Source organism: Kitasatospora sp. NPDC057542, assembly GCF_042801945.1.
In the GTDB taxonomy this organism is placed as follows: domain Bacteria; phylum Actinomycetota; class Actinomycetes; order Streptomycetales; family Streptomycetaceae; genus Kitasatospora.
The window spans coordinates 13699-36219 of the sequence record NZ_JBHVFE010000033.1 but is presented as its reverse complement, the minus strand read 5'-3'; the positions used below and the strand labels follow the sequence as shown (position 1 = coordinate 36219).

Genomic DNA, 22521 nt, shown 5'->3' with positions numbered 1-22521 from the left:
GGCGGTGAGCCGAGGAAATCGGCTCACCGCAGACCACGGGACGGCTCCGCTCCCGGCCGAACCGGTCGGCCCGGGGGCGGAGCCGTGTCCGCTAGCGGCTCAGGCCCCTGAACCGCGTCACTGCCAGCGGGAAGAACACCGCCACCAGGGCCACCGGCCACGCCACCGCGAGCAGTTCTGCGTGCGTCGCGGCCCATGAGTCGCCTGCCGCACCGGGGTTGCCGAACAGGCCGCGCACCGCTGTGGCCGTCGCCGACATCGGATTCCACTCCACGATCGCGCCCAGCCAGGACGGCATCGACTCCGGGGAGGCGATGGCGTTGGAGAGGAAGCTGACGGGCCACACCAGGATCTGCACCGCCTGCACCAGCTCCGGCTTGCCCGCGACCATGGCCAGGTGGATGCCGATCCACAGCATCGCGAATCGCAGCAGCACCAGCAGTCCCACCGCACCCAGGAACGAGGCGAATCCCCCGTGCCAGCGCCATCCGATCGCGTAGCCGACCGCGATCATCACGATCAGGCCGACCGCCGACTGCAGCATGTCCGCGACGCTCCGCCCGACCAGGACCGCACCGGACGCCATCGGCATCGAGCGGAACCGGTCGATGATCCCCTTGCCCAGGTCCTGGGTGACGGAGAGCATCGTGGCCTCAAGGCCGAAGGCCATCGTCATGGTGAGCATGCCGGGCACCAGGTAGTCCTTGAAATCCCCCTCGATGCCCCGGCCGCCACCGATCAGGTAGCTGAACATCAGCAGCATCATCACCGGGAAGACCAGCCCGACGACCACCTGCACGGGCTGCCGTGCCCAGTGGGCCAGCTCGCGCCTGGTCATCGTCCAGGAGTCGGCGGTCGCCCAGCGCAACCTCGAACCCGTGCCGCCGGCGGTTTCCGCACCGCGGGACACCTTCACGCTCTGTACCGTGCTCATGCAGCCTCCGCCTCCGTCTTCGTCAGGTGCATGAAGACTTCGTCGAGCGTCGGCCGCCGCACCGCGATGTCCTCCGCCACGATTCCGGCCGCCTCCAGTGCCCGCACGGTCTCGGTCAGCGCCGCCATCCGGTCGCCGACCGAGGCACTGACCAGCCGACGGTCCTCGTCCACGGTCGCCGCCCCGGGCAGCAGCAAGGCCGCCCGGGCCAGGCGGCTCGTGTCGTGCAGGACCACGTCGATGCGGTCGCCGCCCGTCTTGGTCTTCAGCTCGTCCACCGTGCCCTGGGCAATGACCTTCCCGTGGTTGATCACCGCGATCCGGTCGGCCAGCTGATCGGCCTCCTCCAGGTACTGCGTGGTCAGCAGCACGGTCGTGCCGCCGCTGACCAGCGAGCGCACCGCGTTCCACACCTCTGTACGGCCGCGGGGATCGAGCCCGGTCGTGGGCTCGTCCAGGAAGAGCACCCGTGGTTCGCAGATGAGGGAGGCCGCCAGGTCGAGGCGCCGCCGCATCCCGCCGCTGTACTGCTTGACGGCCTTCGTTCCGGTGTCTGCGAGCCCGAACCGGGTGAGGAGTTCCTCGGCCCGGGCGCTCGCGCGGCGTGCGCCCAGGTGGTAGAGGCGACCGAACATCTCCAGGTTCTGTCGGCCGCTGAGCTCCTCGTCGACGGCGGCGCTCTGGCCGAGCAGCCCGATCCGCGAGCGCACCTCGTCGGCGCGGGTCCTGGCGTCGATCCCCGCCACCTCGACCCGCCCGTCGTCAGGGCGCAGCAGCGTGGACATGATGCGGACGGCTGTGGTCTTGCCGGCGCCGTTCCGGCCGAGAATCCCCTGGACGGTGCCGCTGCGGACGGTGAGATCGAGGCCGTCGAGAGCCTGCTTGTCCCCGTACTTCTTCCGCAGTCCCTCGACGACGATCGCCGGATCGTGGTCAGTCAAAACGTCCCCCTCCAGCCAGTAATCAAACTTGACTAATCCGAGAAGGTAGCCTGACTTCCGCAGCTGGTCAAATTTGATTAGTCCAACCAGGAAGGGGAGCTGCTCATGTCTGCCATCCGGCTACTGGTCCTCGGCGCCGTCCGTCAGCACGGACGGGCGCACGGCTACCAGGTACGCAACGACCTGGAGTTCTGGGGCGCCCACGAGTGGTCCAGCGCCAAGCCGGGCTCGATCTACCACGCGCTCAAGCAGATGGCGAAGCAGGGACTCCTCGTCGCGCACGAGGTCGCACCGAGCGCCGTCGGCGGCCCGCCCCGCGTCGAGTACGAGATCACCGACCAGGGCACCGCGGAGTACTTCGATCTGCTGCGCGAGGCCCTGACCTCGTACGACCAGAAGATGGACATGCTCTCGGCCGGCATCGGGTTCATCGTCGACCTGCCGCGGGATGAGGCCGTCGCGCTCCTCAAGGAGCGGATCGCGGGGCTTGAACGGTGGCGAGCCGAGGTCACCGGGTACTACATGCCGGAGAAGGGCCCCGAACAGCTCGGGCACATCGGCGAGATCATGAACATGTGGGTGCACTCGGCGGACAGCGAAGCGGAATGGACGCACAGCCTGATCGGGCGGATCGAGGGCGGCGCGTACACCTTCGCAGGGGAGGGCGAACCGTTCGTGGGGGTGCTCGCGGAGGGCGAGCCGAACCCGTTCGCCACGGGGCCGCATCCCGAGGACCTCCGCTAGCGAGGTCGAACTCATGCCGGCTGTCTGCCGATGCCGCGTTGTTTCGGACGTTCGGGGAACGGCAGGAGGGCCTGTGGCCGCGCTTTCGCGCGGGCACAGGCCCTCGTGGGTCACTCCGGTGGTCCCTGTCCGGCCCCCGGGGTGAGGGGAAGCCGAAAGGTCGGCTTAGTACCAGTGGTGGGACTGCCAGAAGTTCCAGGCGGCGTTCGGGCTGCCGTAGCGGGTGTTCATGTAGTCCAGCGCCCACTTGATCTGGGTGGTCGGGTTGGTCTTCCAGTCCGCGCCGGCAGAGGCCATCTTGGAGGCCGGCAGTGCCTGGCCCAGTCCGTACGAGCCCGAGCTCGGGTTGGTCGCCGTCACGTTCCAGCCGGACTCGTGGGAGATGATCTGGCTGAACGAGGCCAGCTGGTCCGCCGGCACGATCCGGGCGGCGATGGCCTGCGGGGAGGCGTCGGCGGCCGAGGCGACCGCGGGGACCACGGCGGCACCCAGGGCGGTCACACCGGCGGCACCGGCAAGAATCGCGGCAGAGGTACGCATACGGAGCTTGAAAGCGGGCATGTAGAGCAAGACCTCAATCGGGTTGGGCCGAGTCACTCCCCGTTGCGGACCGTGGCCGGACAGGGGCCGTAACGGTCGCGGGGCGTGGCTTGGCGGTAGGCCGTTCACCGGCGGGACAGGTGCCGGAGTGGCTCGATGCAGCAATTGTTGCCAGGCCGGACCGGTCATCGACAAAACCCCCTCGCTACGACCCACCGTCGTATCCGGAGAGGCCGGCACCGCTTCAAGGGGCGGGCGCCCGGAGCGCGCCGATCCCCGCCGACCCCTCCCGGCCTGCGCAAACATCCTCAGCCACTCACCCAAACAGTCCCAAAATGGTGCAAAACGGACACCACTATCCGTCGTCGTGCACCACATTCCCGTGTGAGCGCACTCACCACACGGGCCCCGGCAACATCACCGACCGGCCCGCCGCCACCACGCTGAGTCAACGCCGGGCGGCCGCCATTGAGACCGCCACCACACCCGGCCGACGCGGGAACGGCGCCGAAGCAGTTACCGGGCGGCTCGGCCTCGCCGTTCGCCCTGGACAGCAGCTGGTCCCGGGTCCTTCTCTCCCTGGGCATGCGAAAGGGCCCGTCTCCCCGGTGCAGTCCCGTCCGCCCTCTTTCGGGCGGCCGGGCCTGCTGCTTTTGGCGACACAGGGCCGTTACGGGGCGGCCAGCGGCGTGCCGGCCGGGCTCCGCGGCCCCGGTTCCACGGCTGGCCGCTGCATCACACGAGGCGAGCCCCGCTTTGCTCCACGGCCGGTTGAAGCCGACCAGCCCGATCAAGTACGTCGGGACTGGCTCCTGCGCCGCTCCAACACGTGGTTCCGGCTTCCACGGCCGGATCCGCTCAACCACTACACGGCCTTGCGGCAACTCCTCGTCCGGCACGCGGAGGATCTCGCCAGGGCGATCGATAGGTCTCCGCTCGGCCCATGACGGTCGGGCGAAGTCCCACCACAACTCATCGCGAAGGATGAACTGGTTCACCTGTCGCACCGCCGTGCTGCCGCACCCACAACGCGCCGCGATCTCCGCTGTCTGACCAGTCACCCGGGCTCCCTGACGTTCCACTCCCGCGGCAGGTCCTCGCCGCAGAAGACGCAGACGAAGTCCTCCTCCCGCACGATGTTGAGCTCCCGGCAGGAGCGGCATCGGCGGAAGACCACCTCGTGTGTGAACCCGGACGGGCGATGAATTCCGATCCGATCCAGGGCCTCGGCCACGGCCGGCCATGAGTCGACGTCCGGGCAGTAGCCGGTCGACTGGTTGCTGACCTCCTCGACCACCCACCGCCCGGACTCCTCACGGAAGCTCATCTCACCGGCGCTCAGCACCTCTCCGCCGCCCGCACACACCACGTGTTCGCTGCGGCGCGGAGCCAGTCGCAGCACCCCACCGCCATCGACGACGAACGTGAACGGCTCGGCCGACTCATCCAGGGTCAGCGCAGAGACCCACGCGCCGAAGTCCGCCGACGAGCGGATGCTCCGGCCCTCACCACCCGCCCGGACGAGCGCCTTCGGCTCAGCCGGACCCACATACCGATACCGCTCCCCCGCGTCTCCACGCGCACCAACCTGGTGGCTCACACCTGCACCGATACGGTCCCGTGCAGAATGCGGCCCGCCCTCTGCTCCTGTTCGAACCGCCGGGTGAACGCGTCCAGACGTTCCTCGGGCCCCAGTTCGATCAGACCGGGCGGCCAGGTGCCCGGCCGCACGAGGATCACCACGACGGCGCCCCGGCCCCCCGCTGCCGCCAGCCAGCCGGGTGAGACCTCGACGCGCGTGTCCGGCTCCCACAGCTGGCGCCCGCCGACCAGCGCCAGGCGCTTCACCCGGCCGTCGCCGACCTCCACGACCCCGCTCGTGTCCGGAGGCTCACCCGCTGCAAGCGTGAAGCCGCTGTCGACCGCGGCCTCCACCAGCTCCGGATACAGGTCCGCGCCGACCTCCACGATCAATTCCGCGAACGGCGGCCCCTGCGCCGCCTCGCGCACCGCCAGCGCCCACACCATCGGAGCCCGAGCCCTGCCGTTGTCCGTCATGTCAGTCACACCCACTCAACGAGCCACGGTCACCAGCCGCTCTGATCCCGCGCGTCGGCATGCCCCTCTCGCGCACTCCCGGCAGGCCCGCACGACCGCCGTTGTCGCCGGGTGTTCCTCCGGCCCGGGACTCGTCTCCGACAAGCCGGCCGTGACCGCGGCCGGTGCCACCTCCCCAGGGTGCCGCCCCGACGGTCACACCGACGCTCCGGACGTCCGGCGCCCCAGCGTTCGGCCCTCCGATCCCTGCCGGAGCGGCCCTGCGCGACCTTCTGCCGACTGCCACCACGCTGCCCGCCGGGTGGAGGATCGGGGGCGACGGCAGCGAGCACGACACCGGCACCTACGTCTCGGACGATCCGGCCGAGCCGACGCTGGCGCAGGAGCCGTGCACCCGGATGCGCCTTGTCCGCCGGCTGGTCACCCCTCTCACCCGGCCGGTCCGCCGCAGCATCGCCCATGTCCTGTACTGGTCCCGCCGACGCCGCCGAAGCCGACACCATGCCCGGACCAACCACGACAAATGGCGAGGCCACAGCCCAAGGGCTGTGGCCTCGTCACAGTAAGCACCGTTGCAGTACTACCGGCTCACGACGGGTCGCCCTGGCCGGTCATGGCGAGGAGGAGTCGCACGACCGCTGAGGCGGTTCGTGGGTGGTGGGCCAGGCCCAGGGTGCCGGGGACCGGGCCCGGCACCGGCACTCAGGACTGGGTGACCAGCTCCAGGTACGAGTCGTGCCACAGGTCCTCGTCCCCGTCCGGCAGCAGCAGGACGCGGTCGGGCCGCAGGGCCTCGATGGCGCCGGGGTCGTGGGTGACCATCACGATCGCACCCGGGTAGGTGCCGACCGCTGCCAGGACCTCCGCGCGGGAGGCGGGATCGAGGTTGTTGGTCGGTTCGTCCAGGAGGAGCACGTTGGCGCCGGAGTGGACCAGGGCGGCCAGGGCGAGGCGGGTCTTCTCACCGCCGGACAGAACCCTGGCCGGCTTGTCGGCGTCGTCGCCGCGGAAGAGGAACGCACCGAGCACGTGCCGCAGTTCGCCGTCGGTCAGGTCGGGCGCGGCCTTGGCGAGGTTGTCGCGCACGCTGAGCGTCGGGGCCAGGGTGTCGTGCTCCTGGGCGAAGTAGCCGAGGCGTAGCCCCGTCCCGGGGACGACGCGGCCGGAGTCCGGGGTCTCCTGACCGGCCAGGATCCGCAGCAGCGTGGTCTTGCCCGCACCGTTGGGCCCGAGGACGATCAGCCGGCTGCCGCGGTCGACGGCGAGGTCCAGCCCGGTCAGCACCGGCCGGTCGCCGTAGGCCTTGGCGAGGCTGATCGCGCCGAGCGGCATCCGGCCGCAGGGCGCGGGTTCGGGCAGCCGGATCCGGGCGGTGCGTTCGACCTGCCGGACGGGTTCGAGCTCGGCCAGCATCCGGTCGGCGCGGCGGGCCATGCTGCGGGCTGTCGTCGCGGTGGCGACGCTGGCGCGCATCCGGTCGGCCTGGGCGTGCAGGGCGGCGGCCTTGCGTTCGGCATTGGCCCGCTCGCGGGCGCGGCGGCGTTCGTCGGCCGCGCGCTGGGTGAGATAGGCCTGCCAGCCGGTGTTGTGGATGTCGATGGTGGCGCGGGTCGGGTCCAGGTGGAAGACCCGGTTGACGGTCTCCTCCACCAGCTCCAGGTCGTGGCTGATCAGTACCAGCCCGCCCTGGTGGGTGGCGAGGAAGCCGCGCAGCCAGCCGACCGAGTCGGCGTCCAGGTGGTTGGTGGGCTCGTCCAGCAGCAGGGTGCCGTGCTCGGCGAACAGGATGCGGGCCAGCTCGACCCGGCGCCGCTGGCCGCCGGAGAGGGTGCCGACGGAGGAGTCCATGACCCGGGCGGGCAGCCCGAGTCCGGCCGCGACCCGGGCGGCCTCGGCCTCGGCGCCGTAGCCGCCCCGGGACTGGAACCGGGCCTCGGCCCGGGTGTAGGCGTCCATCGCCCGGCGCTCCTCCACCGGGGAGCCGGCCCGGGCCATCGCCTCCTCGGCGGCGCGCAACGCGCGGACGGCGGTGTCCAGACCGCGGGCGGACAGGATGCGGTCGGTGACGGTGACGGCCGGGTCGGCAGCGCGGGAGTCCTGGGGGAGGTAGCCGACCGGCCCGGTGCGGGTGACCGTCCCGGCGGCGGGTGGCAGTTGCCCGGCGAGGGTGGCGAGCAGGGTGGTCTTGCCGGCGCCGTTGCGGCCGACCAGGCCGATCCGGTCGCCGGGGGCGATGTGGAGGGTGACGTCGGACAGCAGCAGACGGGCGCCGACGCGCACGTCGACACCACGGGTGGTGATCATGGGATAACGCTCCGAAACAGCTAACGGACACACGGGTGGCGTGGAGGTGGGTCCGTCGGCTAGGAAATTCGGGGCGTAGACATGCGGGCCAGGCTAGCGGCCCGCCGAAACGGCCGCATCCGAATTCAAGTACCCAACGCCGTGGGCCAACAGCACCAGCACACGGCCGCGTTGTCACCCGCACGAGCTACCCGGCCCAGAGGCGCAACTGAGCCTGACGAGGCTGGTCGATTCCGGCCAGTACGGCTGTTCGCCTCATGTCGTCCGGCTTTGAACGGGGCGGGGAGCGCGGTGTGCGCGCAGGCCTTCGGCCGGCCACCGTGGCACGAGCCCGACCCTGCGGCGGACGACCACCTGCTCCGGCTGAGCCGTGACGTCACCAGGCCGGGATTCACCGCAGCGGCTGCCCTGGATCCCCAGGACCGCCTCATCGGCTTCGCCACTGCGTGGATCACCCCGTGGCCGTTCCCCTTCGACCGCTGCCACCCCCATGCCCTCAGCGGTCCCGGTGAGCACCGAACCCACGAACTGCCGTGCAGGGCACACGCGAAGCGACACGTGACCCGGTGTCAGGCCCGGCCGGCCGTGGACTCCCGGACCTTCAGCGCCCAGTCGTGCCACCGCACGGCTCCGGGCTCGGCCGATCCTGCCAGCAGATCGCTGAGCAGGGCCGCGCACGCGCGCCCGTACTCCGACGGGCGCAGGTCGACCGCGGTGACCTGGGGGCCTGAGCCGCGCGCCGCCGCTCCGTCGACGCAGGCCGCCACCAGGAGGTCCGTCCCGACCTGCCGGCCCGCCCGTGCCGCGGCCGCCAGCACGCCGGGAACCGCACCGTCGGGGGCGCACACCACCGCGTCCGCACCCGAGGCCCCGCCGATCAGGTCGGCCGTGGCCGCCTCGGCCTCGACCGGCGTTGCCGCGAACGGCACCGTCCGCACGGCCACCTCGACGCCCTCGCGTCGGCTCCAGGCACCAGCGGCCGCCCGGAGTGCGGAGGCCCAGTCGGAGCCGGGGCCGGGAACGAGCAGGGCCGGTCGCCGGGCGCCGCGCTCCGCGAGGTGGTCCAGCAGTGCGACCAGCGAGGCGGCGTTGTCGCACACCACGGCACCGCTCGGTGCGACGCCCCCGCCGAGGTAGCGTTCGCCCGTGACCACCGGGACGCCCGCGCCCAGCAGGTCAGGAACCTCCGGGTCGTCGACCTCCGGGTCGATCACCAGCAGACCGTCCACCCGGGCGGCGAGCCCGCCGCCGGCCGCCGTGCCGGGTGCGAGCAGGACGAGGTCCAGCCCGTCCTCCCTGGCCCGCTCGACCGCGCCGAACGCCAGGTTCATGTAGTAGTCGAGGCGGGTCGCCGTACGCGGCAGGTGCAGTCCGATCGCGCCGGTGCCGGCACGGCGCAGGCTGCGCGCCGCGGTGTTCGGCCGGTAGCCGAGTTCCCGGGCCACGTCCTGGACACGCTCGCGGGTGGTCTCGGAGACCCGGCCGGAGCCGCCGAGCGCGTTGGAGGCGGTGCTCTTGGACACCCCGGCCGCCCGGGCCACGTCGATCAGGGTCACGGAGCGGCTGGTCACAGCCCGGAAGTCTAGACGCAGCCCCGCCTCGCTCTGCCCCTCCGGTTCGCGCTCCCTTGCTGGAACGTTCCAGCAATGCTTACGATGCGCCTGCTGGAACGTTCCAGCAACGGCTGCCGACTTGACCGGCCAGTGCGACGGGAAGGGTGCCCGCCGTGTACGAGCGATCGGTCCGACGCCCGGCAGTTCGCCCTGTCCGACCCGACCACCTGGGAGACACCCGCATGACGCGCGGATTCGATGTTGTGGAGACCGGTATCGCCGACCTTCGCGCGGCGCTGGAGAGGGGCGAGACCACCGCAGTCGGGCTGCTCGACGCCTACCTCGCACGGATCGACGCCTACGACCGGCCCGGCACCGCCACCGCGCTCAACGCGATGGTCGTGATGAATCCGGACGCCCGCACCGAGGCCGAGGCCTCCGACGCCCGCCGCGCCCGCGGCGAGACGCTCGGCCCCCTCGACGGCATCCCCTACACCGCGAAGGACAGCTACCTCGCCAAGGGCCTGACCGCCGCCGCCGGTTCGCCGGCGTTCGAGCACCTCGTCGCCCAGCGCGACGCCTTCGCCATCGAGCGGCTGCGCGCCGCCGGTGCCGTGCTCATCGGCCTCACCAACATGCCTCCGATGGCGAACGGCGGCATGCAGCGCGGCGTCTACGGCCGCGCCGAAAGCCCCTACAGCGCCGACTGGCTCACCAGCGCCTACGGCTCCGGCTCCTCCAACGGCTCGGGTACCGCGACGGCGGCCTCGTTCGGCGCGTTCGGCCTCGGCGAGGAGACCTGGTCCTCGGGCCGGGCGCCCGCCTCGAACAACGCCCTGTGCGCCTACACCCCCAGCCGGGGCGTGATCTCGGTGCGCGGCAACTGGCCGCTCGTACCGACCATGGACGTCGTGGTCCCGCACACCCGCACCATGGCCGACCTCCTCGAACTTCTCGACGTCGTCGTCGCCGACGACCCGGACACCCGCGGCGACCTGTGGCGCGCACAGCCGTGGGTGCCGCTGCCCGCCGCCTCCCAGGTCCGTCCCACCTCGTACCCGGCGCTGGCCCCCGCCGACGCGGCGGCGGCACGCGCCACGCTCGCCGGCAAGCGCGTCGGCGTACCCAGGATGTACATCAACGCCGACCCCGACGCCGGAACGAACCCCGAGGGCGGCATCGGCGGCCAGACCGGGCAGCGCGTCGACACCCGCCCCTCGGTCATCGCCCTGTGGCAGGCTGCCCGCCGCGACCTGGAGGCGGCCGGCGCCGAGGTCGTCGAGGTCGACTTCCCCGTGGTGACCAACTACGAGGCCGACCGGCCCGGCGCGCCCTCCCTGCTCACCCGGGGGCTGGTCAGCCGCGATTTCCTCACCGTCGAGATCGAGGACCTGTCCGCCTGGGCGTGGGACGACTTCCTGCGCGCGAACGGCGACCCCGAGCTCACCACCCTGTCCGAGGTCGACGGCGACCGCATCTGGCCCCAGCAACAGGGTGAACTCCCTGGCCGCTACGCCGGGTTCGACGACTCGATCGGCGACTACCCGCGCTTCGTGCGCGAGCGCCCGTACGCGTCCTTCACCGACATGCCGCACCTCGAACGGGGACTGCGCGGACTCGAAGAGACCCGCCGGATCGACCTGGAGGACTGGATGAACGAACTCGACCTGGACGCCGTGGTCTTTCCCACGGCCGCCGACGTCGCCCCGGCCGACATGGACGTCAACGAAGCCTCCGCCGACCTCGGCTGGCGCAACGGCGTCTGGGTCGCCAACGGCAACCTGGTGCCCCGCCACCTCGGCATCCCGACGGTGACCGTACCCATGGGCACCATGGCGGACACCGGCATGCCCGTCGGGCTGACCTTCGCGGGCCGCGCCTACGACGACAACGCCCTGCTGACTCTTGCCACGGCCTTCGAGGCGACAGGCAGCCGGCGGACGGTGCCACCCCGCACGCCGCGGCTCTCGGCGGAGTGACAAGGGCGGCGCGCGGCACCGCCCTCCGTGGTGCCGCGCGCGCTGCCGTTGTGACCGGGGTGGGCGACCGGTGCCTTGAGCGAACCCGTCCCCGGGTCGGCCCCGGCCCGCGCTCTCAGGGGCGGTACCGGGACCAGAGCTGGCCGTGTTCAGTTCGGGACGGGGCTTGCGGCCGGGCGGTGGTCCGTGAGCGACGCTGCGTCGGAGCGCCCGAGTGTGAGGAGGGTGTCGGCGTGGGCCGTCACCAGGGGCAGGTCGTGGCTGACGAGGACGACGGCGAGGCCCTGGTCGGTCCGTAGGCTTCGCAGGAGTTCCATGATGTCGTCGGCGGTGTCGGCGTCGAGGGCAGAGGTGACCTCGTCGCAGAGCAGGACGTCGGGTTCGGCGGCCAGGGCCCGGGCGATGGAGACGCGCTGACGCTGCCCGCCGGAGAGTTCGTGGGGGTGGCGCTCGGCGTGACCGGGTGTGAGGCCGACGGCGGTGAGCAGTTCGGCGACGCGGGCGCCGCACCGGTCGGCGGGTCGTGCGAAGTGGAGCTTCAGGGGGCGCGTGAGGGCGGCGCCGACGGTGTGGGCAGGGTTGAGGGCGCCGAGCGGGTTCTGCGGGACAAGTTGGATGCGGCGGCGCTGGTCGCGGGTGCGCCGCCGGTAGGAGGGGGCCAGGGGCTCGCCGCCGAGGCTGATGCTTCCGGCTTCGGGTCGGTGGAGGCCGGCCAGGGTGCGTAGCAGCGTGCTCTTGCCGCACCCCGATGGGCCGGTGATCCCGGTCAGCGTGCCGGGCTGCAGCGCGAGGTCGAGGCCGGCGAGGACCTGGTGGCGCGTCCGGCCGGTGCCGACCCGGGCGTCGAGTGCCGTCACCTCGATGACAGGCTCCGGCCCGGCGGAAGCCCGAATCGGTGCGGGCGCCGTCGGCGTTGCGGGCGCCGTCGGCGTTGCCGGCGTGCTCGGGGTCGTGACCGGACGAGCCGGCCACAGCGCGAGGACGTCGTCGGCGCAGCGGGCGACGAAGTCGGAGTCGTGGCTGGTGAGGGCGATGGCGGGGCCGTCACGGTCGGCGATGTCTCGGAGCAGGTCGGCGATGTCGTCGCGCAGGGCTGTGTCGAGGCCCGCGGTGGGTTCGTCGAGAAGGAGGATCGCGGGGCGGCGGGCGAGGGCACGGGCGAGGGCGACGCGCCGCTGCTGTCCGCCGGAGAGACTCGCGGTTCGGCGGTGTTCGAGTCCTTCGTCGACCGGCAGCCGGACGACGCGCAGCAGGTCCGGTACCGGGGTTCGGCGGCGCTGCGGGGAGGTCTCGCCGATGAGCCGGTCGACGCGCATGCGGGGGTTGAGTCCGGAGCCCGGGTCCTGGCCGACGAAGGCGAGTTTGTGCCGGCGCAGCCGGCGCAGTTCCTCGGCCGGGAGGGCGAGGATGTCGTGGCCGAGGACGGTGAGGCTTCCCGCGGTTACGCGCGCGCCGGGCGGGAGGGCGCCGACGAGGGCGCGCAGCAGAGTGGTCTTGCCGGCACCGGAGGGCCCGGTGATGGCGGTGATGCGGCCGGGTGCGAGGGTGAGCGTGGCGTCGGTGAGCAGCGGGGCGTCTCCGAGGGTGACGGACAGACCGGCGGCACGGGTGGCGGGGTCGGTGGTGCTCACAGCGGGGTCTCCGGGGTGGGCCGGGCGGGGGCGAGGGCTTCGGCGGCGAGGTTGACGCTGATGGCGAGCAGGCCGATGGCGAGGCAGGGGGCGCCGACGGCCCAGGGGTTGAGGGTGATGCCGGCGGCGTTCTCGCGGATCATCAGCGCCCAGTCGGCTTCCGGGGGTTGGGGGCCGAGTTGGAGGAAGGCGGCGACGGAGACGATGTAGATGCCTTCGACGAAGCGCAGGCCGAACAGGGCGAGGACGGTGGAGCGCAGGTTGGGCAGGACCTCGTGGACGGTGAGGTGCCAGAGGTTGTCGCCGCCCGCTGCCGCGGCTTCGACGAAGCCGGTGGTGGCGATGGGGGCGGCCGCGGCGGCGGCGATCCGCACTGCGTAGGGGATGCCGAGGATGATGGCGGCGGCCGCGACGGCGAGGCGGCCGCCCCCGGGCCAGGCCAGGGCGATGAGCATGATGGCGAGGACGGACGGCAGCAGGATCGTCAGGTCCGCGGCGCGTTCGATCCATCGGCCGAGGGCCGGACGCAGAACCGCGAGGATGCCGATGGCGGTGGCCGCCGCGGTGACGACCAGGGCGATGGCCAGAGCGGTGGCGATCAACGGTGCGCCGCCGGTCAGCAGGCGGCTGAGGACATCGCGGCCGAGTTGGTCGCCGCCGAGCGGTGCGTCGCCGCCCGCTTCGGCGTAGGGGAAGGTGACCGGGGTGTCGATCGGGTGCGGGGCGAGGAGCGGCCCGGCGAGTGCGAGGGCGACGAGGGCGAGTGCGGGGACGGCGCGGATGAACACCCGTCGCTTCCGTCGGGTGGTGGGCGAGGGGGCCGCTGTCGGGGCGTCGGCGGTCATCGTCGCTCTTCTCCGAGGGTGGTGGTGCGGACGAGGTCGGCGAGCAGCAGGAGCAGACTGATGGCGGCGCCGGCCGCGGCCACGACTCCGGCGACCAGCGGGGTGTCGCGGTCGGTGATCGCTCCGGCCAGGATGGCGCCGATGCCGGGGTAGTTGAAGAGGGTCTCGACGACGACGGTGCCGCCGAGGAGCATGCCGGCGGAGGTGGCGATGCCGACGGCGATGGCGGGCAGGGCGCCGGGGAGCATGTGATGGCTGAGGATGCGGCGGCGGGGCAGGCCGTCGAGGACGGCGGCCTGGACGTGCGGCAGGGCGGCCTGGTCGGCGAGTGCTCCGCGCACGATGCGGGTGTTCCAGCCGATCTGGGGGACCGCCAGGGAGAGCAGTGGCAGGACGATCATGGCCCACGACTCGGGTCTGCCGTCCGGGCCGGTGAGGGTGACGGCGGGCAGCCAGCCGGTCCACTGGGACAGCAGCAGGAGCAGGGCGACGGAGACGACGAACTCCGGGAGGGCGAACGCGGCGGTGGACAGGGCGTCGACGGCGCGGTCGACGCGCCCGCTGGGGCGCAGCGCGGCCCAGCCTCCGAGGGCGAGGGCGCCGACGGTGCTCAGTGCGAGGGCGAGGCCGCCGAGCAGGAGGGTGTTGGGGAAGGGGCCGGCCAGGACGTCGGTGACGTGCTGGCCGCGTGCGGTGGTGCCGAGGTCACCGGTGGGCAGGCCGGTCATCCAGTCCCAGAAGCGCTCGGCCACCGGGCGGTCGAGGCCCATGGCGGTGCGTCGGGCGGCGAGGTCGGCGGCGGTGACGCCCCGGTCGGAGCTCGCGCCGGCGGCGTCGCCGGGCAGGAGCTCGATGGCCGTGAAGACGGCAGCCAGCAGGACGACCAGCATCACGAGTCGCCGGACGGCCTGCCGGGCGACCCGGCCCGCACTGGGCAGGATGCGGGCCGGGAGGCTGCGCGGCGCGCGGGCACCGGCCGGTTGGAGCGTGGTCAACGCGCCAGCCAGGTCTTCTCGAGCTGGACGCGGCCGTAGCCGGGGAGCTTGGGCAGGTCGCGGACGGCCGCGCCGGCGAGGTCGATGCCGTCGGCCATGCCCCACAGCAGGTAGCCGGACTTGGCGAACTCGATCTCCTGGAGCTGGTGCAGCAGCTTGTCGCGCTCGACGGCGTCGGCGGTGCCCATGGCCTTGCGGTAGGTCTCGTCGAAGCTCGGCTCGTTCCAGCCGGACTCGTTCTGGCCGGCGTCCGAGAGCATCGTCTTGGAGGCGAAGAAGACCACCGAGTCGTTGGTGCCCCAGTACGTGGTGTAGAGCGTGCCCTTGAGCCAGGTGGAGTCCCAGAACACCTTGGAGTCCTGCTTCACGACGTTGATCTTCACCCCGGCCTCGCGGACCTGGGTGGCGAACAGCGTCGCGGACTCTGCCAGGCCGGCGATGTCCTCGGTGGTGACCAGGTCGTAGGTCTTCGAGGTGTCGAAGCCGGCGTCGGCGAGCAGTTGCCTGGCCTTGGCCAGGTTCCGGGTGCGCTGCGGGATGTCCTTGGCGAAGGCGGGGTCGCCGGTGCCGAGGATGTCGTTGCCGACGCTTCCGTAGCCGGAGAGGGCCTGCTTGACCATGGCGTCGCGGTCGACGGCGAGCTTGAGGGCCTCGCGCACCCGTACGTCGGCGAACGGACCGTCGGCGGTGCGCATGACGATGGGCATCGCCATGTCGTTGGGGCGCCGGACGACCCGGACGTCCTTGCGGGCCTCCGCGGTACGGGCGGCGACGGCGCCGGCGTTGGACGCGACGTCGATCTGCCCGGCGAGCAGGGCGTTGGCCATGGCCTGGGGGCTCTCGAAGAGGCGCACCTCGACGGCGTCCAACAGGACCTTGCCGCCGTACCAGTTGTCGTTGCGCACCAGACGGGCGTTGCCGTCGCGGTACCAGTCGAGCTTGAAGGGGCCGGTGCCGGGCGCACCCGCGATTGCGTCGTCCTTGGTGTCCTTCTTGAGGACGAAGGTGGTCAGACGGGTCAGCAGCGGCAGGTCGGCGTTGGCGTAGTCGGAGACCAGGACGACGGTCTTGGCATCCTCGGCCGTGATGCCCTCGGGCTGGATACCGGGCAGGCGGCTCTTGCCGGCCGGGGTGTTGCGCAGGCGCTTGAGCGACCAGACGACGTCGTCGGCGGTGACCGGGGTGCCGTCGTGGAAGGTGGCGCCGTCGGCCAGGGTGAAGCGCCAGGTCTTCAGGTCGTCGGACGGCTTCCAGGAGGCGGCCAGGCGGGGAGCGGTGTTGGTCCTGTCCCCGGGTATCGCGAGCGTGTCGTAGATCAGGCTGATGATGAGGTAGTCGCTCTCATTGGCCTGGGTGCCGTGCGGGTCCCGGGTGACGGCGGAGGCCTTGCCGAGGGCACCGATCTTCAACGTCCCTCCGGGGTGGGGCTGTTGCCCGGTTCCGCCGGAGGGTGCGGCCTCATTGGCGCCATCCTTGCCGCCACCGCAGGCGGCGAGCATGCCGATCGCTCCGGCTCCGGCTCCGGCCCACAGCAGCTGTCGTCTGGTGACGCCCACGTTCGATCCTCGTCTCGAGTCCGTACTCAATTTGCTTAGGGTTACCTACCCTAAATTCGAGACGCGTCGCAAGCCGTTCGACGGGGCGCACCCAACTTCCAGCCATGCGCCCTCACCTCCAACTTGCGCCAAGGACAGGGAAGTTACCCCTGTGCGGACCGTGCACCGCCACCCGAATCCGCGACCACGTAAATATGGACATCCAGTCAGGTAAGGCTTGCCTAACTTCTAAGTCATTGCTACGTTTCCTGTCGTCCGGCCGTTCGAACCGACCCGGACCGATGCCCCACGCCCAGCTCCCGTCGCCGTCCCACACCGGCGCGGTGATGCCACGTGCCCGCACCCAGTGCTCCTTCTCCTCTCCTGTCCCCGGAAGGTCCCACCGTGCCCACCCGCCCTGCCCCGGTACGCCGTCTCGACGCCGCTGCCGTCGCGGAACTCACCACCACCGCCGCCAAGCTGCTGGCCTTCCACGGCTCCGCGACCAGCCCCGCCCTGCTGGCCGACCTGCCCGTGATGTGCGCCCAGCTCAGCGAGCCGCTGCGCCACCGGCTGCGTCCGGTCGACACCGCCGACGGCCTGTTCGTGCTGCGCGGCCTGGAGATCGACGACACCGACCTCGGCCCCACGCCCGGCCACTGGTCGACCGTCGGTGACGCCGGCGCGCTCTGGGACGTGGTGCTGCTGCTCGTCTCCACGCTGATGGGCACCCCGATCGCGTGGGACGGCCAGCAGGAGGGCAGGTTCGTGCACAACATCGTGCCCTCCCCCGGCCACGAGAGCGAGCAGACCGGCGCCTCCAGCTCCGTCCTGCTCACCCCGCACACCGAGGACGCCTTCCACCCGGGCCGCGCGCACCTGTTGCTGCTGTGCTGCATGCGCAACCACGACGCCATCGCCACCACCGCGGCCAGCGTGCGCCTCGCCGACCTGTCCGACGCCGATGTCGAGCAGCTGAAGCGGCCCGTCGCGCCGATCCTGCCCGACGACGCCTACGAGCAGGCCCGGAAGTTCGGCGGCCGGCCCGCGCCGGTGCCCACCCTGTTCGAGACGCCCGAGGGTCTGACGATGCGCTACGACCCTGCCTACACCCCGTTGGAGGAAGCGGACGAGGCGTGGCGCGACGCATACGGGCGCCTCGGTGAGGAACTCGCCCGAGTCTCGGTCGCGGTGAGCCTGGAGCCGGGAGACGTCCTGATCGTCGACAACGACCTCGTCGTCCACGGCCGCGTACCGTTCCAGGCCCGCTACGACGGCACCGACCGCTGGCTCAAGCGTGCCTCCGTCCGCGTCGAGCACCGCCCCACCCGCCCGGCCGCCGAGAACGACGAACACGGCTACGGCCAGGCCGCCCTCACCGCCTGGGCCGCCTGAACCACCAACTGCCGCCGCCCCACCACACCTCGAAAGGGCACCCTCATGGACCGGGACGACACCACCCTGCGCGTACTGTCCACCAGCGACCTCGCCGGCCTGGACATCACCCTCGCCGACGTCGTCGACACCGTCGAACAGGCCTACCGCACCCTCGCCGCCGGGCAGTCCGAAAACCCGCGCAAACTCACCGTCAGGCCCGCCGACGGCCACTCCGTCTCCTACGCCATGCTCGGCCGCGACGGCGTGCGCAACGTCGTCGCCATCAAAACCTCCTACAAGCACGGCCTCGACGAGAGCCGCGAGAACCAGCACTACTACACGACGCTGACCATCTACGACGACGTCACCGGCCTGCCCGTCGCCATGATGGACTGCTCCCGCATCGGTTCCCTGCGCACCCCGGCCGTCTCCGCCCTGCTGGCCCGCGAGTGCGCCGCCCCCGACGCGTCGACCGCGCTCGTCATCGGCACCGGCACCCAGGGCCGCCTCGCCCTGCCGTTCCTGCTCACCACCCTGCCCGAGCTGGAGCGCCTCCTGCTGTCCGGCACCCACCCCGACGGCATCGCCGCGGTCCGAACCGAACTCGCCCGGCACTTCCCCGACCGGGAGATCGAACTGGTCACCGACCTCAAGGCCGCCGCCCGCGACGCCGACGTCATCGTCGCCACCGCCGGCGGACACACCCCGGCCGCCGTCGAGGCCGACTGGCTCAAGCCAGGTGCGGTGGCGATTCTCGTCGGCCACGGCCTCGCTCCCTCCACCCTCCACCGGGCGGACCGGGTGATCGCCACCAGCGAGGCCCAGATGCGCGTCACCGGCACCGACATGGCCGACGCGGACGGCAACCTCCCGGCCGTCGACCTGGAGCTGCCCGTCATCATCTCCGGCGTCTCCAGGGCCCGAACCGCCCCCGAGCAGCGGATCTTCGCCTACAACAGCGGACTCGTCGTCACCGACATCGCGCTGGGTCACCGCTTCGCCCAGCTCGCCGCCGACCAGAACCTCGGCGCCGAGGTGGCCCTGTGGCGCTGACCCTGCCCGCCCACTTGGACCCGCTCACCGACCGGATCCACGGCAGCGGCCTGCTCCACGAACTCGCCCATGGCCTCCGGGGCCCCTTCCACTACCTGCTGCCCGAGCGGTTCGACGCCAATCTCGCCGCCTTCCGCGCCGCCTTGGCCGACGCCGAGGTGGAAGGCCGGGTCTACTACGCGAAGAAGGCCAACAAGGCCTCCGTGTTCGTGGAGCGCTGCGCCGCAGTCGGCGCCGGAGTCGACGTCGCTTCGCTCGGCGAACTGCGCGACGCGCTCGGCCACGGCGTGCGCGGCGAGGACCTCGTCGTCACCGGCCCCGCCAAGTCCGAGCAACTGCTGCGCGTCGCCGCCCAGCAGGGCGCACTGATCGCCGTCGACGCCCTCGACGAACTGGAGCGCCTGCTCGGCCTCGGCGGCAACCGCCCCGTCCGGGTCCTGCTGCGCCGGTACCCACCGGCCCAGCCGCGCAGCAGGTTCGGCCTGAACGACGCGCAGCTGCACCAGGCGTTGGAGCGCTGCGTCGCCGCCGGGGACACCGTACGGATGGAGGGCCTCAGCTTCCACCTCTCCGGCTACGCGATCCAGCCGCGCGCCGACCTCGCCGGAGAGCTCGTCGAGCTCTGCCTCAAGGCTCGGTCGTCGGGCCTGCGGGCGGACCGGATCAGCATCGGCGGCGGCTTCCCCGTCGACTACGTCGCCGCCGATGCCTGGGACGCCTTCCTCGCCGAACAGGGGCCCGGGCACTACCACGGCGAGAGGTCCTTCGCCGCAGGCGACTTCTACCCTTACCACTCCCCCGCCGCCGGCGCGGACGCGCTTCGGGCGATCCTCTCCGCCAGCCCCGGCGGTACCGGTCCGAACCTTGCCGAGCGGCTGCGGCAGGCCGGCGTGATGCTCCTGCTGGAGCCCGGCCGCGCCCTGCTGGACCGCGCCGGCTCGTCGGTGTTCCCCGTCCAGGGCGTCAAGGACCGCTCCGGGTACGGGATCATCACCGTGGACGGCACCAGCCTCAGCCTGTCCGAGCAGTGGTTCAACAGCGAGTACCTGCCCGACCCGGTCCTGCTCCGCGACCGCACCGGCGGCACCGACCACACCGACCGCCCGTACCCGGCGTGCGTCGGCGGGACCTCCTGCCTGGACTCCGACCTGCTGACTTGGCGCAAGATCGCCTTCCCCGCCCGGCCCCGCGTCGGCGACCTGCTCGTCTACCCCAACACCGCCGGCTACCAGATGGACTCCAACGAGTCCCCCTTCCACGAGCTCCCGCTGCCGCCGAAGGTCGTCGTCGACCACCACGGCGACCGCCCGCGCTGGCACCTCGACCGCTGACCCCCGCCCCGCCGTCCCCACGGAGCCCCACCATGACCGACGCCCTGAACCGCCCCCCGGTGGTCAGCCGGATGTCCGACCTCATCGGCTGCACCCCGCTGTTCGAACTCGCCCGCGCCGACACCGGCGCCCGGCTCCTCCTCAAGCTGGAGATGTTCAACCCCACCGGTAGTGCCAAGATCCGCATGGCCCGCCAGATGGTCCTCGACGCCGAGGAGCGCGGCGACCTGCGCGAGGGCGGTCACATCATCGAGTCCACCTCCGGCAACACCGGCCTGGGCCTGGCCGTGGTCGCCGCCGAACGCGGCTACCGCTTCACCGCCGTCGTCGACAACCACGCCGCCGCCGACAAACTGCGCGGCATGAAGGCGATGGGCACCGAACTCGTCCACGTCGACGCCGACACCGACGGCGAGGAACTCCACACCGCGGCCCGCGAGGAACTCGCCGAGGAGATGGCCCGCGGCAAGGACAACACCTTCTTCACCGAGCAGCACAACAACCCCAGCAACGCGGTCGGCTACTACGCCGTCGGCCGCGAGATCGCCCAGGCCCTCGACAACCGGGTCGACGTGCTGATCGGCGCGGTCGGCACCGGCGGCGGACTGTGCGGGACCGCCCGCGAGCTCAAGAAGTCCGTGCCCGACGTCGCCGTCGTGGGCGTCGAGCCGAAGGGTTCGATCGCCTTCGGGCCGCCCGCCCACGACTACTACCAGTCCGGCACCGGCACCCCGGAGGGAGCCACCATCGGGCTGCTGGTCGACTACGACCTCATCGACGAGGGAGTGAAGGTCGGCGACATCGAAGCCTTCGCAACCGCCCGCGTCGTCGCCCGCCGAACCGGCCTGCTCATCGGCGGCTCCGCCGGGGGCGTCGTCCACGAGGCCCTGAACCGCCTGCAGACCCTGGCGCCGGATGCCGTTATGGTCGCCTTCATCAACGACGGTGGCGAGAAGTACATGGACACCGTCTTCAACGATGACTGGATGAACGCCCGCGCACTGCTCGACGAGGCCGTGGAGGCCGACATCGACGAGACGCTCACCAAAGTCCGCAGGCCCTGACTTCCGAGAAACGTGACACCCACGATGCAGCAGCTAGCCACTCTCGCCCGCGACAGCCGCGCACTCGCCGCCCTCGCCGTCCCGCTCGCCCTCACCCAGCTCGCCCAGGTCGCCCTCACCACCACCGACACCATCATGATGGGCGTCCTCGGGACCGAGGCCCTGGCGGCCGGCGGCCTCGCGCTGGTCATCTTCAACCAGCTGCGGACCATGGGCGTCGGGCTCGTCACCTCCGTCGGCAACCAGGTCGCGGCAGCCGCGGCCCGCGCCGAACGGGCCCAGGGCTCCAAGGACGAGAGCACGGGCGACGACGACGTACGAGACCTGGTGCGGGCGGCAATGGCGGCCGCCACGCTCGCCGGCCTCGCCGGCGCCGTCCTGATGGTCCTCATCGGCCAGGCCGCAACCTGGCTCGGTCAGGACGCCGCCGTCGCCCACCGCGCTCAGGGCATGCTCGCCGCGCTGGCGCCGGGTCTGCTGCCCTGCCTCTGGTTCCAGGCGATCCGTCAGTTCACCGTCGGCATGCGCCGCCCCCAGGCGCTGCTGCAGATCACCATCGCCTCCGTCGCCGTCAACGCCGGGCTCAACTGGATTTTCATCCACGGCACCTGGGGCATGCCCAAGCTCGGCCTCACCGGCATCGGCGTCGCCACCAGCAGCGTCTACCTGCTCTCCTTCCTCGCCCTCTACGGCTCCGCCCGCCGCGACCCGCAGCTGGCGCCGCTGCTGAGCCTGGACTTCTGGCGTGCCGACGCGGCCACCGTACGCCGCCTGCTCGGCCTCGGTGCCCCGATCGCCGCCACCTACGGCTCCGAGGCCGGATTCTTCTCCGTCACCGCACTGCTCGCCGGCAGCTTCGGCGCCGCCGCGCTCGCCGCCCACACCGCCGTCAACCAGCTGATCTACATCGTCTTCCAGGTCGCTGTCGGCCTCTCGCACGCGGCGTCCATCAACGTCAGTCGGGAGCTCGCCCTCGGCGAGTACGCCGTCGCCCGCCGGATCAAGAACACCGCCCTCGCCTGCGGCGCCGTCGTCACCACCCTCGTCGGCATTGCCTACCTCGTCGTCCCCGACCTCGTCCTGCGGCCCTACTTCGACGCCGGCTCGGCGGCCGACCAGCAGGGACTGGAGATCGCCACCGGCCTGCTGGCCGTCGTCGCCGTCCTACAGTTCTTCGACTGCGCCCAGAACATCGGCGTCGGCCTGTTGCGCGGCCTCGACGACACCAGGAGCGGCTTCCGCATCACCCTCATCGGCTACTGGCTCGTCGGCCTGCCCGCGGCCTGGCTGCTCGCCTACCCCCTCGGCGGCGAGACGCGCGGCCTCTGGCTCGGCCTGCTCATCGGTCTCGCCACCACCGCCGTCCTCCTCCTGCGCCGCTACGGCCTCGCCCTCGCCGCCAAGGCCGCCACCATTCCCGAAGCGGCCGTCGCCGGCTGATCCGGCTCCCCGGGGGACCGGGCCCCAGGAGGTCCGGTCCCCGGAAAGCACGGTTCCCGACACCCACCACCCGTCCCCGCCGGCCGCCCGCGAGACCGAGCTTCCCCTCCACCTCACCGGCTGCCCCCGGACCTGGCCGCCGCACTCACAGACCGTCTCGGCGCCCGCGAGCCACTCGACCTCGTCCGGGTCGTGCC

General features: G+C 72.0%; 18 protein-coding genes. 7 read left to right on the top strand and 11 right to left on the bottom strand.

Annotated elements, in window-relative coordinates; all coding sequences use genetic code 11:
* Positions 1 to 91 precede the first annotated feature (91 nt).
* Both ACFU7Y_RS07125 and ACFU7Y_RS07120 read right to left on the bottom strand, forming a co-directional pair.
* Positions 92 to 934, bottom strand: coding sequence for an ABC transporter permease (locus ACFU7Y_RS07125; RefSeq protein WP_380766724.1), 843 nt, complete (start codon positions 932 to 934; stop codon positions 92 to 94).
* Positions 931 to 1875, bottom strand: a complete 945-nt coding sequence (locus tag ACFU7Y_RS07120) for an ATP-binding cassette domain-containing protein (protein ID WP_380766723.1) — start codon at positions 1873 to 1875, stop codon at positions 931 to 933. The genes ACFU7Y_RS07125 and ACFU7Y_RS07120 overlap by 4 nt, the downstream gene beginning before the upstream one ends.
* A gap of 105 nt (positions 1876 to 1980) precedes the next feature.
* Between ACFU7Y_RS07120 and ACFU7Y_RS07115 the strand changes: the two genes are divergently transcribed.
* Positions 1981 to 2619: a PadR family transcriptional regulator gene (locus tag ACFU7Y_RS07115; protein WP_224284614.1), complete on the top strand. Its 639-nt coding sequence runs from the start codon at positions 1981 to 1983 to the stop codon at positions 2617 to 2619.
* Between the two features lie 165 nt (positions 2620 to 2784).
* Here the strand turns inward: ACFU7Y_RS07115 and ACFU7Y_RS07110 are convergent, their stop codons facing one another.
* The 5 genes from ACFU7Y_RS07110 to ACFU7Y_RS07090 form a co-directional block, all read right to left on the bottom strand.
* Complete coding sequence (locus ACFU7Y_RS07110) at positions 2785 to 3180, bottom strand: transglycosylase SLT domain-containing protein (protein WP_374120129.1); 396 nt, start codon at positions 3178 to 3180, stop codon at positions 2785 to 2787.
* Between the two features lie 1036 nt (positions 3181 to 4216).
* Positions 4217 to 4708, bottom strand: coding sequence for a hypothetical protein (locus ACFU7Y_RS07105; protein ID WP_224273216.1), 492 nt, complete (start codon positions 4706 to 4708; stop codon positions 4217 to 4219).
* Positions 4709 to 4755: 47 nt separating this feature from the next.
* A complete protein-coding gene (locus tag ACFU7Y_RS07100) occupies positions 4756 to 5226 on the bottom strand; it encodes a hypothetical protein (RefSeq protein ID WP_380766722.1) in 471 nt (156 codons plus the stop codon).
* Positions 5227 to 5919: 693 nt separating this feature from the next.
* Positions 5920 to 7521: an ABC-F family ATP-binding cassette domain-containing protein gene (locus tag ACFU7Y_RS07095; RefSeq protein ID WP_380766721.1), complete on the bottom strand. Its 1602-nt coding sequence runs from the start codon at positions 7519 to 7521 to the stop codon at positions 5920 to 5922.
* Between the two features lie 569 nt (positions 7522 to 8090).
* Positions 8091 to 9092 carry a LacI family DNA-binding transcriptional regulator gene (locus ACFU7Y_RS07090; protein WP_380766720.1) on the bottom strand — a complete coding sequence of 334 codons (1002 nt, stop codon included), beginning with the start codon at positions 9090 to 9092 and terminating at the stop codon, positions 8091 to 8093.
* Positions 9093 to 9316: 224 nt separating this feature from the next.
* On the opposite strand from ACFU7Y_RS07090, the gene ACFU7Y_RS07085 reads away from it, so the two are divergent.
* Positions 9317 to 11053, top strand: a complete 1737-nt coding sequence (locus tag ACFU7Y_RS07085) for an amidase (RefSeq protein ID WP_380766719.1) — start codon at positions 9317 to 9319, stop codon at positions 11051 to 11053.
* Between the two features lie 149 nt (positions 11054 to 11202).
* On the opposite strand, the gene ACFU7Y_RS07080 is transcribed toward ACFU7Y_RS07085, so the two are convergent.
* From ACFU7Y_RS07080 to ACFU7Y_RS07065, 4 genes are read right to left on the bottom strand one after another with little or no spacing between them, the layout of a single operon-like run.
* Complete coding sequence (locus ACFU7Y_RS07080) at positions 11203 to 12684, bottom strand: ABC transporter ATP-binding protein (protein ID WP_380766718.1); 1482 nt, start codon at positions 12682 to 12684, stop codon at positions 11203 to 11205.
* Entirely contained in the window at positions 12681 to 13529 is an 849-nt protein-coding gene (locus tag ACFU7Y_RS07075) for an ABC transporter permease (RefSeq protein WP_224273183.1), read from the bottom strand. The genes ACFU7Y_RS07080 and ACFU7Y_RS07075 overlap by 4 nt, the downstream gene beginning before the upstream one ends.
* Positions 13526 to 14524, bottom strand: coding sequence for an ABC transporter permease (locus tag ACFU7Y_RS07070; protein ID WP_224273175.1), 999 nt, complete (start codon positions 14522 to 14524; stop codon positions 13526 to 13528). Before ACFU7Y_RS07070 ends, ACFU7Y_RS07075 begins: the two co-directional genes overlap by 4 nt.
* A complete protein-coding gene (locus ACFU7Y_RS07065) occupies positions 14521 to 16080 on the bottom strand; it encodes an ABC transporter substrate-binding protein (RefSeq protein ID WP_224273173.1) in 1560 nt (519 codons plus the stop codon). Before ACFU7Y_RS07065 ends, ACFU7Y_RS07070 begins: the two co-directional genes overlap by 4 nt.
* A 384-nt stretch (positions 16081 to 16464) precedes the next feature.
* On the opposite strand from ACFU7Y_RS07065, the gene ACFU7Y_RS07060 reads away from it, so the two are divergent.
* Genes ACFU7Y_RS07060 through ACFU7Y_RS07040 form a run of 5 tightly spaced genes read left to right on the top strand, consistent with a single transcriptional unit; the run spans position 16465 to position 22324 of the window.
* Positions 16465 to 17454 carry a TauD/TfdA family dioxygenase gene (locus tag ACFU7Y_RS07060; RefSeq protein WP_224273170.1) on the top strand — a complete coding sequence of 330 codons (990 nt, stop codon included), beginning with the start codon at positions 16465 to 16467 and terminating at the stop codon, positions 17452 to 17454.
* 45 nt (positions 17455 to 17499) lie between these two features.
* Positions 17500 to 18489, top strand: coding sequence for an ornithine cyclodeaminase family protein (locus ACFU7Y_RS07055; protein ID WP_224273168.1), 990 nt, complete (start codon positions 17500 to 17502; stop codon positions 18487 to 18489).
* A complete protein-coding gene (locus ACFU7Y_RS07050; RefSeq protein WP_380766717.1) occupies positions 18480 to 19820 on the top strand; it encodes a Y4yA family PLP-dependent enzyme in 1341 nt (446 codons plus the stop codon). Before ACFU7Y_RS07055 ends, ACFU7Y_RS07050 begins: the two co-directional genes overlap by 10 nt.
* A 32-nt stretch (positions 19821 to 19852) precedes the next feature.
* Positions 19853 to 20884 (top strand): cysteine synthase family protein, encoded by a 1032-nt coding sequence (locus ACFU7Y_RS07045; RefSeq protein WP_224273152.1) that lies wholly within the window; start codon positions 19853 to 19855, stop codon positions 20882 to 20884.
* Positions 20885 to 20908: 24 nt separating this feature from the next.
* Positions 20909 to 22324, top strand: a complete 1416-nt coding sequence (locus ACFU7Y_RS07040; RefSeq protein ID WP_224273150.1) for an MATE family efflux transporter — start codon at positions 20909 to 20911, stop codon at positions 22322 to 22324.
* Positions 22325 to 22521 lie beyond the last annotated feature (197 nt).